This window comes from Bizionia sediminis, from assembly GCF_042684585.1.
GTDB lineage: Bacteria > Bacteroidota > Bacteroidia > Flavobacteriales > Flavobacteriaceae > Algorimicrobium > Algorimicrobium sediminis.
This window is the reverse complement of the sequence record NZ_JBHULS010000002.1, coordinates 645,638-660,311: the sequence shown is the minus strand read 5'-3', so window position 1 is coordinate 660,311 and position 14,674 is coordinate 645,638. Positions and strand designations below refer to the sequence as shown.

The 14,674-nt window shown below is 37.5% G+C and carries 12 protein-coding genes and 1 pseudogene; 7 read left to right on the top strand and 6 right to left on the bottom strand.

Annotation, left to right across the window (positions count from 1 at the left end; all coding sequences use genetic code 11):
• Positions 1-17: 17 nt before the first annotated feature.
• Positions 18-212, bottom strand: a pseudogene (locus tag ACFSQP_RS07320) (acyl-CoA thioesterase); the annotation flags it as partial.
• Positions 213-532: 320 nt separating this feature from the next.
• Between ACFSQP_RS07320 and ACFSQP_RS07315 the strand changes: the two are divergent.
• Both ACFSQP_RS07315 and ACFSQP_RS07310 read left to right on the top strand, forming a co-directional pair.
• On the top strand, positions 533-2,110 hold the full coding sequence (locus tag ACFSQP_RS07315; RefSeq protein WP_376892911.1) for a hypothetical protein: 1,578 nt from the start codon (positions 533-535) through the stop codon (positions 2,108-2,110).
• A 25-nt stretch (positions 2,111-2,135) separates the two neighbouring features.
• Positions 2,136-2,864 (top strand): hypothetical protein, encoded by a 729-nt coding sequence (locus tag ACFSQP_RS07310; protein ID WP_376892909.1) that lies wholly within the window; start codon positions 2,136-2,138, stop codon positions 2,862-2,864.
• A gap of 40 nt (positions 2,865-2,904) precedes the next feature.
• Here the strand turns inward: ACFSQP_RS07310 and trpS are convergent, their stop codons facing one another.
• The gene (gene trpS / locus ACFSQP_RS07305) at positions 2,905-3,873 is read right to left on the bottom strand and encodes a tryptophan--tRNA ligase (RefSeq protein ID WP_376892907.1); all 969 of its coding nucleotides are present in this window, start codon (positions 3,871-3,873) and stop codon (positions 2,905-2,907) included.
• 112 nt (positions 3,874-3,985) lie between these two features.
• Here trpS and ACFSQP_RS07300 point away from each other — a divergent pair, with 112 nt between their 5' ends.
• Positions 3,986-4,717 carry a lysophospholipid acyltransferase family protein gene (locus ACFSQP_RS07300; protein ID WP_376892905.1) on the top strand — a complete coding sequence of 244 codons (732 nt, stop codon included), beginning with the start codon at positions 3,986-3,988 and terminating at the stop codon, positions 4,715-4,717.
• Between the two features lie 80 nt (positions 4,718-4,797).
• On the opposite strand, the gene ACFSQP_RS07295 is transcribed toward ACFSQP_RS07300, so the two are convergent.
• The 4 genes from ACFSQP_RS07295 to recA form a co-directional block, all read right to left on the bottom strand.
• Positions 4,798-6,582 (bottom strand): hypothetical protein, encoded by a 1,785-nt coding sequence (locus ACFSQP_RS07295; protein WP_376892903.1) that lies wholly within the window; start codon positions 6,580-6,582, stop codon positions 4,798-4,800.
• Positions 6,579-7,124 carry an RNA polymerase sigma factor gene (locus ACFSQP_RS07290; RefSeq protein WP_376892901.1) on the bottom strand — a complete coding sequence of 182 codons (546 nt, stop codon included), beginning with the start codon at positions 7,122-7,124 and terminating at the stop codon, positions 6,579-6,581. The genes ACFSQP_RS07295 and ACFSQP_RS07290 overlap by 4 nt, the downstream gene beginning before the upstream one ends.
• A 26-nt stretch (positions 7,125-7,150) precedes the next feature.
• Positions 7,151-7,558: a hypothetical protein gene (locus ACFSQP_RS07285; protein WP_376892899.1), complete on the bottom strand. Its 408-nt coding sequence runs from the start codon at positions 7,556-7,558 to the stop codon at positions 7,151-7,153.
• Positions 7,559-7,663: 105 nt separating this feature from the next.
• On the bottom strand, positions 7,664-8,665 hold the full coding sequence (gene recA, locus ACFSQP_RS07280) for a recombinase RecA (RefSeq protein WP_376892897.1): 1,002 nt from the start codon (positions 8,663-8,665) through the stop codon (positions 7,664-7,666).
• 381 nt (positions 8,666-9,046) lie between these two features.
• On the opposite strand from recA, the gene trhO reads away from it, so the two are divergent.
• From trhO to ACFSQP_RS07260, 4 genes are all read left to right on the top strand, one after another.
• A complete protein-coding gene (gene trhO / locus ACFSQP_RS07275) occupies positions 9,047-10,117 on the top strand; it encodes an oxygen-dependent tRNA uridine(34) hydroxylase TrhO (protein ID WP_376892895.1) in 1,071 nt (356 codons plus the stop codon).
• 216 nt (positions 10,118-10,333) lie between these two features.
• The gene (ricT, locus tag ACFSQP_RS07270) at positions 10,334-11,674 is read left to right on the top strand and encodes a PSP1 domain-containing protein (protein WP_376892893.1); all 1,341 of its coding nucleotides are present in this window, start codon (positions 10,334-10,336) and stop codon (positions 11,672-11,674) included.
• Positions 11,661-12,158, top strand: a complete 498-nt coding sequence (locus ACFSQP_RS07265) for a gliding motility lipoprotein GldH (RefSeq protein ID WP_376892891.1) — start codon at positions 11,661-11,663, stop codon at positions 12,156-12,158. Before ricT ends, ACFSQP_RS07265 begins: the two co-directional genes overlap by 14 nt.
• 28 nt (positions 12,159-12,186) lie before the next feature.
• Positions 12,187-14,517 (top strand): penicillin-binding protein 1A, encoded by a 2,331-nt coding sequence (locus tag ACFSQP_RS07260; protein WP_376892889.1) that lies wholly within the window; start codon positions 12,187-12,189, stop codon positions 14,515-14,517.
• Positions 14,518-14,674 lie beyond the last annotated feature (157 nt).

Genomic DNA, 14,674 nt, shown 5'->3' with positions numbered 1-14,674 from the left:
ATATAAGAGATTAAATCCTACTGAAACAAAGCCCTTAATTCCGTAGCTTCATTCGGTTTCATTTTTCCAGCCAAAACCAAAAGCAGTTGTTTGCGTCTTAAAGCGGCATCAAAACGTTCTTTTTCTAAATCGGTTTCTGGTGTAATTTCAGGAACTTGAATTGGTCGTCCTGTTTCATCAACAGCAACAAAGGTATAAACGGCTTCATGGGTTCTTTCTTGCTATCCAACTCTTAAAATAGTTTATACTAAATTTAATTCCTCGGTATGTTATAATTTTTCTGAAAACGTATATTACAGTTCATCGAAAACCCAAAAATTACGTAGAAATACGTAGTATAAAAGTTAGATATAAGTTTTAGGTTTGCAGGGTAACCTACTTAAATTTTTATCATGAATTATACAAAACAGAGCAAAACAGAGCAAGGCTAAACCCATATTTTTAAGGTTTACCATTTTACCAGCGTGCCTTATTTTTTTATAATTGTCAAACAGATGATGGTTTTAATCCATCCAGTATTGGAACGCCACATTTGCGTTATACCATAAAAAGAGTTGACAAAGACTTTTTTGAAACGAATTCTGATTTAAAGAAAAAACTGAATAAAATTAGTTCTAAATCTACTAATCTAGAACCATCTAACTCTGTACTTAACAGAGAAATTTATAATAATGAGTATGGTTTTACAATTGAAACGGATTATGTTAAATATATTGAAGACAATATAACTGGCTACCATTCATATAGTTTTCCTTTGATAAGAGATTTTCTTGAGGATGATAGATTAGAGAACCTAGTTTTTCAATCCAACGATCAAGGTACTTATAATGCATATATTGTTAAATATGGTTTTTCTAAAGCCGAGTATGAAGTTCTTGAAACAGAACGATTAGATAATCTGTCTACAAAATATATAGCTATTGTATTTGATGAAGTTGCCTTTACACCAAATAACACCCAAAGCCTTACCATTGAATTGGCATGTGTTGAGTTATGGACACATGTACATACATCTAATAATGAGGGTAATAATATGGGAGGAGAACCCTTGTTTGTATGGATTTGGGTCTTAGAGTCTCAAGTCTGCGAATGGGCTAATACAGGTGATGGGCCAAATGGTTCAAGTAGTGGTTATACCTTTCTAGAGGGAAATACAAATGGTACTGGTGCTTACACGCCTGGCGGAAGCTCCACTGGTACAGCCTCACCTCAAACTCCAATATTATCAACCCCAGTAGTACCTTTACCATGGCAACAAGTTGTAGCATGTATAAACGGAGTAGTAATTTCGGAAACATCTGATGACACGTTTTTAAATAACCTCATGATTACTGAATTACAAAACAGTAAATCTTTAGCAACACAAGCAAATGACTATTTGAATCATAATGGTTGTAGTGAGGAAGCGAAGGCTTTTGTGATAGAAGCTATTGAAGCAATAGATGAAGGTGGTTTAGTGGATTTTGAAAATGAAATTATCAAACACCCTTCATTCATAGGCCCCAAAGCTGAATCCGTTTTGGATGAACTTATAAGTGAAGGAAATAATTTATTCAAAACTGTTTCAGAAGCATTTACAAATAATGATAGTGAATTTAGAATTGTTTTTATGGTTGCGGATTCCCCATCAAATAGTCCAGCACATACTCCAATGCCAGAAGATACAGGATTAATTTATATAAAGACAGATCCAGATTATGTAAATGGAAATGCTATTGATTTAGCAAGTATTATCATGCATGAAACGATTCATGCGGAATTGCATAGGATATTTATTGCGGATAATCAAGGCCCTAACCCAATGCCACAGAACTTATTTAATTGGTATTTAAAATTATGGAACTTTTATAATAATGGTAATCAAAATGATACTGCTACTGCTGCTGAACATAATTATATGGCAGCACATTATATAGATAATATAGCGCAAGGTATACGCGAATTTGATCAGAATGCACAATCAATAGAACATTACAAGGGCTTTTCTTGGGAGGGATTAAGTAGTTACGGTGTTGCAGCAGGCTATATTTCAAATCAAGAGTTCGGAGAGTTTTTGGTTTTGAGCAGTATAGTGTATTCAGGTAATCATATAAATAGTTGTGATGAATAATTTTAATCTAAATTAAAATAATAGTATGTTTAAAATCAAAATATATTTTTTGTTTACACTTGCACTTATTACATTATCAAGTTGTAATAAGACAAATAAATCAAATATTGAGCAACAAGTATTTGAGGATATTTTCCCAGAACTGATTGAAAAAACCTTTCAAGACTTTAGGAAAATGATGGCACCTCCGCCTCCGCCACCTAATCCTAATGATACTTTTAATAAGGAATATACTCGAGAATATAAAAACAAAGAAGAGATGGATGAGGTATTTAATCAATACCGTGAAAATCATAGTAAATATTTGGAAACAACAAATTTCGCTCCTTTAATTGTAATAGTTTCTGATTCTGTAAAAGGGTATTCCAAAGAAGATCTAAAACGATATTCTAATTTAAGAAATTCTCAATTTATAGAAACTTTAGAATTTAAGCCGTCTTTTAAATTAGATTTATCTAAAATAGATATGCCCGACAGCTATATATTAAAATATAAATCAGAATACTCTGAATCTTTAGATGAATTAAGATTTAAGGAATGGGAAAAGTACCCGAACAAGGAAGATAGACATTTACATCAATTTTCTGGGATGCTTTATCTTTACCAAGTTTATTTCAATAAAGATAAAACTTATGGATTTATAAATGTAGGTTTTAATTGCGGGAAACTCTGTGGCTGTAGTTACCAAGTTTTTGTGAGAAATGTAAAAGGTAAATGGGTTATTGATGATATTGATAATTTAAGTTGTGCATAATAAAACTAAACCACCCAATCGGGCTGTTTAGTTTATAAAATTAATACCCAACCTTCTCTCTAACTCTTGCAATAACCACATCGGCAACCTTGCTTGCTTTTTCAGCACCAACTTTTAAAGCGTCATCAATTTCGTGGAGGTTATTCATATAATGGTGGTAGCGTTCACGAGGTTCTGCAAATTTTTCTACAATCAGCTCGAACAAAGCTTGCTTGGCATGGCCATAACCATAATTGCCCGCTTCGTAATTGGATTTCATAGCAGTAATCTCATCATCAGAAGCTAATAAATTATATAGTGCAAAACAGTTACAAGTTGCCCAATCTTTAGGGTCCTCGAGAGCGGTACTATCTGTTTGGATGGACATGATTTGCTTACGGAGTTTTTTATCATCTAGAAAAATATTGATAAAATTGCCGCGACTTTTACTCATCTTTTCACCATCTGTTCCAGGAATTAACATGGTGTTGTCTGCAACTTTTCCGGTTGGTAACACAAATGTTTCTCCCATTTGGGCATGAAAACGAGATGCCACATCACGTGTGATTTCTATATGTTGTAGCTGATCTTTTCCTACAGGAATAATTTCAGCATCATAAGCTAAAATATCCGCAGCCATAAGCATAGGGTAGTTAAATAACCCTGCATTTACATCCTCTAGTCTGTCGGCTTTGTCCTTAAAACTATGCGCTAACGTTAAGCGTTGGTAAGGAAAAAAACAACTTAAGTACCAGGTTAATTCGGTCACTTGAGGCACATCACTTTGTCTGTAAAATACCGTTTTTTCTATATCCAACCCAAAAGCTAACCACGTGGCGGCCGTTGAATAGGTATTATGCCTTAATTGTTCTGCGTCTTTAATTTGTGTAAGCGTATGCAAATTAGCAATAAATAAAAACGAATCGTTTTCTGGTTTATTTGCCATGTTTATTGCTGGTAAAATAGCGCCTAAAATATTACCTAAATGCGGTGTTCCTGTGCTTTGTATGCCTGTTAGTATTCTTGCCATGCTCATTTCCCATGGAAATGGGAATCTTGTTTTAAGTTCAAATTTGTTTTAATATGTCAAAGGTAATTTTTTTAGCATAAAAGCTCAATTAATTTAAGTAGTTTTGGTGCTTATGAGCGTTTTTAAATACATATTCTGGCTATTTTATCGCATTTGGTTTTATGTGCTAGTTGCCCTTCCTATTATTGGCTTATTGCCCTTGCTTTTAATTTCTATTTTAAAGGAAGCTTGGTATCCTTTTTTTTATAAGCTAGCGCGTTTTTGGGCACGTTTTATTTTAATTGGCATGGGGTTTAAAACGCACATTTCTTTAGCCGAAAAGCCAAAACGAAAAGCTAGTTATATGTTTATTGCCAATCACACCTCCATGGCTGATATTATGCTCATGCTGGTTGTTTCTAAAAATCCGTTTGTATTTGTTGGTAAGAAAGAATTGGCTAAAATTCCGTTATTCGGTTTCTTTTATAAGCGTACGTGTATTTTGGTAGATAGAAGTTCTGAAAAAAGCAGAAAAGCCGTTTTTTTAAGAGCGCAGCGCCGTTTAAAACAGGGATTGAGTATTTGTATCTTTCCAGAGGGCGGTGTACCCAATGAGCATGTTATTTTAGACGACTTTAAAGATGGTGCTTTTAGGCTAGCTATTAATCATCAAATCCCTATAGTTCCGTTAGTGTTTTTAGACAACAAGAAACGGTTTCCCTTTACTTTTTTTAGCGGAAGTCCGGGTAAAATGCGCGCCATTGGTTTTCCGTTTATTCCTACCAAAGGACTCCAAATTTCGGATACCAAAATGCTTAATAAACAAACACGCTTACTCATTTTAAACGCATTACAAACCAATTAAAAAAAGCCGCTCTTGGCACAGAGCAGCTTTCTTACATATTGTGTTGCTTAAAAATATAACAACACCAATCTAACTAAACATTAAAACTGATAACTAAACCCCGTATAAACACCTATTATATAGGGCCTAAAATTACCAGCAGTATTTTTATAGCCATTTACATGGTATTTAAAAGTGGGTTCAAAATTAAACTGAAAGGTGTTTGTAAATTTATAGTTTAAGCCAAGACCTACATTGGTGCTAAAACTTACACTATTAATATTGTTGGCTTCTCCCATATACGTTTTATACGAATCGAATTCCGAATAAACTTCATTAGTGTTTAAAAAGAAGGTACTTACACCACCAATAAGGTGTACACCAAAACGATTGTTTACAAGTTTGTACGCCATCTCCACAGGAACTTCGTAATAGCTTAATCGCTGACTTATGGCGGCGTTAAACAATTCGTTGTTTATTTGTTGGAATCCTAAATTTTCACCGCTAAAAGCACTTAAGGTAGTACTGCCTGTGACAAGTGTAATATTACGCAACGGATTTTCCAGATTTGGATTTGTGGTACTAGGTGAGTTATATAAAATAACATTATCTGTATCGTAGCTTAGGTTTAATGAATTAAAACCAGAACGCACACTAAACTTTTTAGTTATATTGTAGGCAACACGAACGCCGTAACTGGTATTGGTTTCGCCACTTTTAGAATTAGATACAAACTCCGCATCTATATGCGATCCCTTACCCATTGTATTGTAATAAACCGGCGCCAAGTTAGCTGCTACCTGCCAGCGATTTTTTAATGATTCCTTATTAGTTTTTGTTTGAAGCGCTTCAAGCCGTGCTATAGCATCTTCAATACTTTGTAATGGCAATTGCACAGAATCCGGTGTTGGTATAACAAACGTGTGTTCTTGCTGTAACCTGCTAGGGTAAGGTTCTAAAACGGGCTTTACAGCTGGATTAGCATTTGCCGAAGCAGCAACGGCAGACTGCTTATTAGCTGCCGTATGCTTACTTTGGTTCTCGCTGTTGATAGTAAAAGCTACCGAATTTGTGTTTATTGGTTTTTGGTTACTGGTTTGGGCACGTTTCGCAGTGCTGGTTTTAATAGACTTTGCTTGGCTCGATTTTGTTGGTTTAGAAGCCATACCGGTGCCAATGTATGCCCTTTTTAAAGGTCCAACTATTGGAGTGCTGTCTTTAGTATTTTGCGTTCCCGTTGCGCCATGTAGGGCTTCGTTGTTAACTTGGTTGGTTGCTAAAGGTGTGTTATCTATGGTGTTTTTAGCTGCCATACTACCCAATTCTGTTGGTTTTTTTTCAAGAGGCAACCCCTTGTTATAAGCCTCGTTTTTATTTGAATCCAAAACGGATTTTGTAGAAGCCACCACTTGTTGTTTGTTGCTGTGTAAAACAGCTTTTGGAGGTATAACTAGTTCCTGTTTTTGTATAACTATAGGTTTATTACCACTAGGAGTTTTTGTGTTTTTTTGTGTAGTTACTGCCGCTTTTGAAGCACTATCCATACTGCTTGGTGCGCTTGAAACTTGGTCGGAACCCTTGTTGCTTGCATTGGTGTCTGGAATTGGCTGCAAGATTTTGGTTTTGGTATGTACCGAATTTGTTACAGGCACCTCCTCTACACCGCTGGTAACCATTTTGTAACCAATACTAATAAACAGCACAAGTAAGGCAGCTACACCTAGAACACGTAGCTTATAAAAAAAAGATAATTTGGATGTTTTAGGAGTTTTTGGGGCACTAGGCAGTTCGCTTTTTATATTTTCCCAAAGTTTTGGGTTAGGCGTCACTTCAAAATCTTTAAACGATTCTTGAAAAATTCTGTCTATATGTTTCTTATTGCTCATGATAAGGACTGGGCATTAAAACCGGCTTTGTAGGCCTCTATCTTTTCTTTTAATATTTTTCGGGCACGTGCTAAATTAGATTTCGAGGTCCCTTCGGTAATATGTAACAACTCTGCTATTTCTTTATGCGAAAAGCCATCCAAAACATACATATTAAACACCAGCCTATATCTGTCTGGTAGTGCTTGAATTAGTTTCAAAAGAAAATCCAACGAAATTGCATCGTCATCAAGCTCTACCGTGTCATCCTCTATAAAATCCTCATTTATAATTTCAAAAACACCCTGACCTCTGTAGCGTTGCAAAGCCGTATTTATTACTATGCGTTTTAACCAACCTTCAAAGGACCCTTTATTTTTAAACTGACTTATTTTACTAAAAATAGTCAAAAACGCGTCCTGCAAATTATCCTCTGCTTCCGCGTAATTTCTAGAATACTTCAAGCACACCGAAAACAACTTGCCCGAAAAGAGCTGGTATAATTCACTTTGTGCCTGCGTATCATTATTACTACATTTTTGTATGAGTTGTTTGAAACTCAAATGAAACACTTTTAGTTAAACGTTAATTAATCAACCACAGGAATTTCGAAGGTTAAATAATCCTCCTCGCCTTGTTCATTGGTTCCGTGCCAAAATTTAAACACATACATTGTTTGCTCTCCGGGTTTAAACGTAAAGGATTTTTCTAAAACATCCGTTAATGGTTGGCATGGGTAATTGGCTTCAAAAACCGTGGACATGACGGCAAAAAAATATCCATCTGAATCTTCTTTTACATAAATATCTTTAAAGGCATGACACTCTGAAGGTCTTTCAAAAGTAATGAAAATGTCGTAAATCTGGCCACGCTGAAATTCAGTTGGTACTATGGCGTTTTTTATAGGCAATAATTCAACATAGGTTTTTTCTGTATCGTCTGGTAAGCTACAAGAAAAGCTTATTAACATACATGCAAACGCTATAATTTTTTTCATAATTTGAGACTTTGTTTACCCCGTGTTTCCACTAGTAGATACAATACCCGCTAAAAGGTTGCGTCTTGAAATAAAAAAATCCCAATTTTCATTGGGATTTTTTTATTATGCGGGTTTCATTAGGTCTTTAATTTTAAGCTCCAGCTCTTCCATAAGTTCTGGATTGTCTTTAATTAAGGCTTTCACAGCATCGCGGCCTTGCCCTAATTTGGTGTCGCCATAACTAAACCAAGAACCGGCCTTTTTAATAACATCAAACTCCACAGCAATATCCAGTATTTCTCCAACTTTAGAAATACCTTCGCCGTACATAATATCAAATTCGGCCAATTTAAACGGCGGAGCCACCTTGTTTTTAACTACTTTAATACGTGTTTTATTACCTTGAATATTACCGTCTGTATCTTTAATTTGCGTAGAGCGCCTAATATCCAACCTAACCGATGCGTAAAATTTCAAGGCATTACCACCCGTGGTTGTTTCTGGATTACCAAACATAACCCCAATTTTTTCTCGTAATTGGTTAATAAATATTACGGTGCAATTGGTTTTACTTATTGAGGCCGTTAGTTTTCGTAAGGCTTGCGACATCAATCTGGCGTGTAATCCCATTTTGGAGTCGCCCATTTCGCCTTCTATTTCACTTTTTGGCGTTAGGGCAGCAACAGAATCCACCACCACAATATCGATAGCGCCAGAGCGAATTAAGTTATCGGCAATTTCCAAAGCCTGTTCGCCGTTATCTGGTTGCGATATAATTAAGTTATCTATATCCACGCCTAATTTTTGGGCGTAGGTCCGGTCAAAAGCATGTTCGGCATCTATAAAGGCCGCAATACCACCAGCTTTTTGCGCTTCGGCAATAGCATGTAGCGTTAAGGTGGTTTTACCAGACGATTCTGGTCCATATATTTCAATAACACGGCCACGCGGGTAACCATTTACTCCCAAAGCAATATCCAAACCCAAGGAGCCCGAAGGAATCGCTTCAACATCTACAACCGCTTGGTCGCTCATTTTCATTACCGTTCCCTTGCCGTAAGCTTTATCTAATTTATCTAACGTTAGTTTTAGCGCTTTTAATTTAGCGTCTTTTTCGTTGCTCATTTTTGTATGTTTTATCTTGTAAACTATGGCTAATTTACGACACTTTTTTTACTTTTTAGTTTTAATACGCAACCTTTTTACTGTTTTTGCATCTACTAAACAAAGTGGGAAACTTTTGCTATGAAATTTACACGAAAAATATTATTAGTTAAAGCTTTAGGCGTTGCCGTTACTGTTTTCTTTAACAGCAATTGCAAGGTCGATGGTGGCTAGCTCGGTTTATTATTTTTTTTTGAATTAAAAAACAGTAATAACGAGTTAGTCTACTTAAAGTCCTTTGCACATCCTGCAAAGGACTTTTTGTTTGCTGCAAATTCTCATTACACAAAAAATATTACCTTTGTGGCTCATTTAATCTTTAACCTTAAACATTAGTATAGCATGCAACTGTACAATACCTTAAGCGCTAAAGAAAGAGCTGCACTTATAGAGGAAGCGGGGCAAGACCGCTTAACCATCTCTTTCTACAAATACGCAAAAATTGACGATCCCAAAAAATTTAGAGACCACTTATTTGTTAACTGGAACGCCCAAGACGTTTTAGGCCGAATTTACGTGGCGCAAGAAGGCATTAACGCCCAGTTATCTGTTCCAGCAACCAATTTTGACCGTTTTAAATCATTTCTGGACACCATTTCATTTTTAAAAAATGTCCGTTTAAACATTGCCATTGAACACGATAACTTTGCCTTTTTAAAACTAAAAGTAAAAGTGCGCGATAAAATTGTAGCGGACGGATTAAACGATGACACGTTTGATGTTACCAACAAAGGCATTCATGTAGAAGCCGAACAATTTAACCAACTTATTGATGATCCAGACGTTATTTTGGTAGATATGCGCAATCATTACGAGAGCGAAATTGGCCATTTTATTAATGCCGTAAAACCCGATGTAGATACTTTTAGAGAATCTTTAGACATAATTGAAGCCGACCTGCGCGAACATAAAGAAGATAAAAAACTGGTTATGTATTGCACCGGTGGTATTCGTTGCGAAAAAGCAAGCGCCTACTACAAACACAAAGGCTTTAAAAACGTGTATCAGTTAGAGGGCGGCATTATTAATTATATGCGCCAAGTAGAGGCTAAAGGTTTAGAAAATAAATTTATTGGTAAAAACTTTGTGTTCGATCAGCGCCGATCGGAGCGTATTTCAGAACACGTTATAGCCAATTGTCACCAATGTGGCCAACCTGCAGACATGCACACCAACTGTGCTAACGATGCCTGCCACCTACTCTTTATTCAATGCGATGCTTGCAAAGAAAAAATGGAAAATTGCTGCTCTACTAGTTGTCAAGAAGTCATACAATTACCCTATGAAGAGCAAAAAGCCATGCGCAGAGGACAAGGCAATAGTAACGACATCTTTAAAAAAGGACGCGCCAGCCATTTAACGTATAAAAAAGATTTACGAAACATTTTTGATCATATAAAAGCACCCAAATAGCTCTTAATACAATACATTTTTACCTGATATAAAACACAGGCAACTAATAAAATACACCTGGTTTAACAGGTGTATTTAAACAGAAACTTACGCCTTGTTGCTTTTAAAAAATAGACTTTTCAAGTCAGTAGAATAATAGTATATTTACAGACTATTTCAAATTATTAATCGTCTTCTGAAGCCCTGCGTTTCAGAATCAATATACAGTATTAATTTATGGCTTGTGAAAGTTGTTCAACAGGAAAAGATGGTCAGCCAAAAGGATGCAAAAACAATGGAACTTGCGGCACCGACAGCTGCAATAAACTAACCGTATTCGATTGGCTGGCCAATATGTCGTTACCCAATGGCGCGGCGCCTTTTAATTGGGTTGAAGTCCGTTTTAAAAACGGCCGAAAGCACTACTACAAAAACACAGAAAATTTAACCTTAAGCATTGGCGATATTGTGGCTACACAAGCCGAATATGGCCACGATATAGGAATGGTAACCTTAACGGGCGAATTGGTTAAGGTACAAATGCGTCGAAAAAAGGTTTCAGAGAAAAACCCAGAGTTCCTTAAAATATACCGAAAGGCTTCGCAAAAAGACATCGATATTTGGTCGGATGCTCGCGATTTGGAAGAGCCTATGAAAGTAAAGGCGCGCCAATTTGCAATAGACCTTAACTTGCAAATGAAAATTTCGGATATCGAATACCAAGGAGACGGCAGTAAAGCCACCTTTTACTACACCGCCGAAGAACGCGTGGATTTTAGAGAGCTTATTAAACTTTTTGCACGCGAGTTTAAAACCCGTATAGAAATGAAACAGGTTGGTTTTCGCCAAGAGGCAGCCCGTTTAGGCGGCATTGGTTCTTGCGGCAGAGAGTTGTGTTGCTCCACTTGGCTTACAGATTTCAGATCGGTAAGCACCTCGGCAGCCCGCTACCAGCAACTGTCGTTAAACCCGCTAAAATTAGCCGGCCAGTGCGGCAAACTAAAATGTTGTTTAAATTACGAACTAGACACCTATCTAGATGCCTTAAAGCATTTTCCGAAAACAGATATTAAACTATACACCGAAAAAGGCACAGCTGTTTGCCAAAAAACCGATATTTTTAAGGGTCATATGTGGTATGCCTATGAAGGCGAATGGATGAATTGGCACCTTATAACCACCGAACAGGCCAACCATATTATTGCCTTAAATAAACAGAAGAAAAAGCCTATAAGCTTGGAAGAATTTGCAGTGGAACTGCTTCAAGACACCAAAAGCGATTATGAAAATGTTGTAGGCCAAGACAGTTTAACACGTTTTGATAATCCAAAACGCGCTAAAAAACGTAAAAACAATAACCGTAAGGGTAAAAAACCCAACAACAAGGCCAAAGATAACGCCACTGCAGAAACCAACAAAGCAGCAAACAAACCTAAAGCCAAACACAAACCCAACCCCAGAAAGGAGGCGGTAAAAAAAGAGGCAAACACAAAAACAAGTGCCAATAAACCAAACAGACCTAATAACAGAAAGCGGAAGCCACAAGGAAAAAAGAACAACCCTAATGACACGAAATAAATTTTTAAGTTTTGTAGCCATATGTTTGTTTACCCTTTTGGGTTGCGACTCCAAACAGGTTTTAGATACGTATAAAACCTTACCAAACCAGTGGCATAAAGACTCGGTAGTAAAAATTAACTTTAAAGCTCCAGACTCTGTTAACCCGTATAATTTGTTTGTAAATGTGCGCAACAACCACGAGTATCCATTTAACAACTTATTTTTAATTGTTAAAATGAATTTTCCTAATGGTAAAATTGTAGCAGACACCTTGGAATACAAAATGGCCAAACCTGATGGCACGTTACTAGGAACCGGTTTTTCCGATATAAAAGAGAATAAATTGTGGTATAAAGAAAACGTTATATTTAACGAATCCGGCACCTACCAAGTAAGTATTCAACAAGCCATGCGCCAAAATGGTGAAGAAAACGGACTCGTAAACCTAAAAGGTGTAACCGACGTGGGTTTCCGAATAGAATACCCCGAAATACCACAATAATTACTGTATAAATTAGTTTATTTATAACATGTCCAAAAAAACAAAAACTAAAGAAACCAAATCCCATTCTTATCAAGCGTATATTCGCTGGTTTTGGGTGTTATTTTTAAGTGGTGTTACCGCGGTGGTTATGCTATTTTTATTAGCATCCTGGGGCGTGTTTGGCGAACTACCAGACTATACCATTTTAGAAAACCCAAAAACTAATTTGGCCACCGAAATTATCTCATCGGATGGCAAAACGCTTGGTAAATTTTACTTCAACGACAACCGGACACCCGTAAGTTTTGAAGAGCTTCCAAAACATTTGGTCGATGCGCTTATTGCTACCGAAGACGCTCGTTTTTACGAACATTCTGGAATTGATGCCCGTGGAACCCTACGCGCCCTTGTGTATTTAGGAAATAAGGGTGGCGCCAGTACCATATCGCAACAATTAGCCAGGCAATTGTTTGTAGGTGTGCGCTCCAAAGGCCTCGATAAATATACCCAAAAAGTAAAAGAGTGGATTATTTCAACAAAATTAGAAAGGCAATATACCAAAGAAGAAATTATTGCCATGTATTTTAACATTTACGATTTTGGAAACAATGCCGATGGTATTCGGTCTGCGGCCAGTATTTACTTCAACAAAGAACCAAACGAACTAGACATAAAAGAATCTGCCATGTTGGTAGGTATGTTTAAAAACTCGGCTTTGTACAACCCACGCGATCATAAAAACCCAGTGGGTACCAGAAACCGTCGCAATGTGGTATTGGACCAAATGGAAAAATATGGCTACATTTCTGAAACCCTGCGCGATTCGCTAAAAGCAGAAGATTTAGGTTTACGCTACACCCCGCAATCGCATCGGGATGGAATTGCTACCTATTTCCGCGCCTATTTAGATGGTTTTATGAAAGACTGGATTAGAAACAACCCAAAACCTGACGGCGAAAAATACAACCTGTACGGCGACGGCCTTAAGGTTTACACCACCATCGATTCCAGAATGCAAACCTACGCCGAAGAAGCAGTACAACAGCACATGCCAAGGCTACAAGCCGAATTCGACCACCAAAACACACCAGACCGCAACCCTACCGCACCATTTTTGGAGTTAACCCAAAGCGAGATAGACGATTTAATGAATCGTGGTATGCGCCAATCTGAACGCTGGCGTGTTATGAAAAAGGCTGGTAAAAGCGATAAAGAAATTATAGCGTCTTTTAACGAACCAACAGACATGACTATTTTTTCATGGAAAGGCGAAATCGACACGATTATGAAACCCATGGACTCCATGCGGTATTACAAGAAATTTTTGCATCCTGGTTTAATGTCTATGGACCCACTAACAGGACATGTAAAAGCTTGGGTTGGCGGTATGAATTACCGGCATTTTCAGTACGACCATGTTTACCAAGGCAAACGCCAAGTAGGCTCTACCTTTAAGCCATTTGTTTATGCCACAGCTATAGATCAATTGCATTTATCGCCTTGTTATAAAATGCCGCGTTCGCAAATTACCATAGAAGCCTTAAAATATGGCAATCCCGAACCTTGGACACCTAAAAACTCCGATGGCGAATACGCTGGCGAACTAACGCTTGAAGCGGCTTTAGCCAGTTCTGTAAACACGGTTACCGCCAGACTTATGGATAAAGTAGGCCCACAACCGGTTATAGATTTGGTTAAAAAATTAGGAGTGGAGTCCAATATACCTGCCGTACCGTCTATTGGGTTGGGAACAGCCGATTTAAGCGTTTACGAAATGGTAGCGGCCTATGCTACATTTGCCAATCAGGGTGTTTATACCAAACCGGTAATGGTAACCCATATTGAAGACAAAAATGGCACCATTTTATATCAGTTTACACCAGAATCTCGCGATGTTATTAGCGAAGAAACCGCCTATGTTACTGTTAAACTTATGGAAGGTGTTACGCGAGGTGGATCGGGGACCCGCTTGCGTACAAAAGGAGCCGATGCCTACAGAGCAGACTACCGCGAAATTATAACAGGATACCCCTATCAGTTTACCAACCCCATTGCTGGAAAAACAGGCACCACACAAAACCAAAGCGATGGTTGGTTTATGGGCATGGTTCCTAATTTAGTTACGGGTGTTTGGGTAGGTGCCCAAGACAGAGCTACGCATTTTAAAACCATTACATACGGGCAGGGTGCCGCTATGGCATTACCTATTTGGGCGCTGTACATGCGCAGTTGCATGGAGGACGAGACACTAGATGTTAATACAGGTGAGTTCCCAGTTCCAGAAAACCTAAGTATTCCGGTAGATTGTGAAGCTTACGTTACAGAAAAAGCCGAAAATGCACCCACAGAGGTTATTCCAGATGAGTTAGATTTTTAATCTGTAAGAAAAAATAATTCAAAATTAACACTGCAAGTGCAGTCCCTTACAGCATTAATTGGTTTTACACTGGCAAAGTAAGTTATTTTTTGGCTTAGCGTACTAGCTTTTTTGGTAATTGGCAAATCCATTTGGCTTTATCAGGCAAGTATTTGGG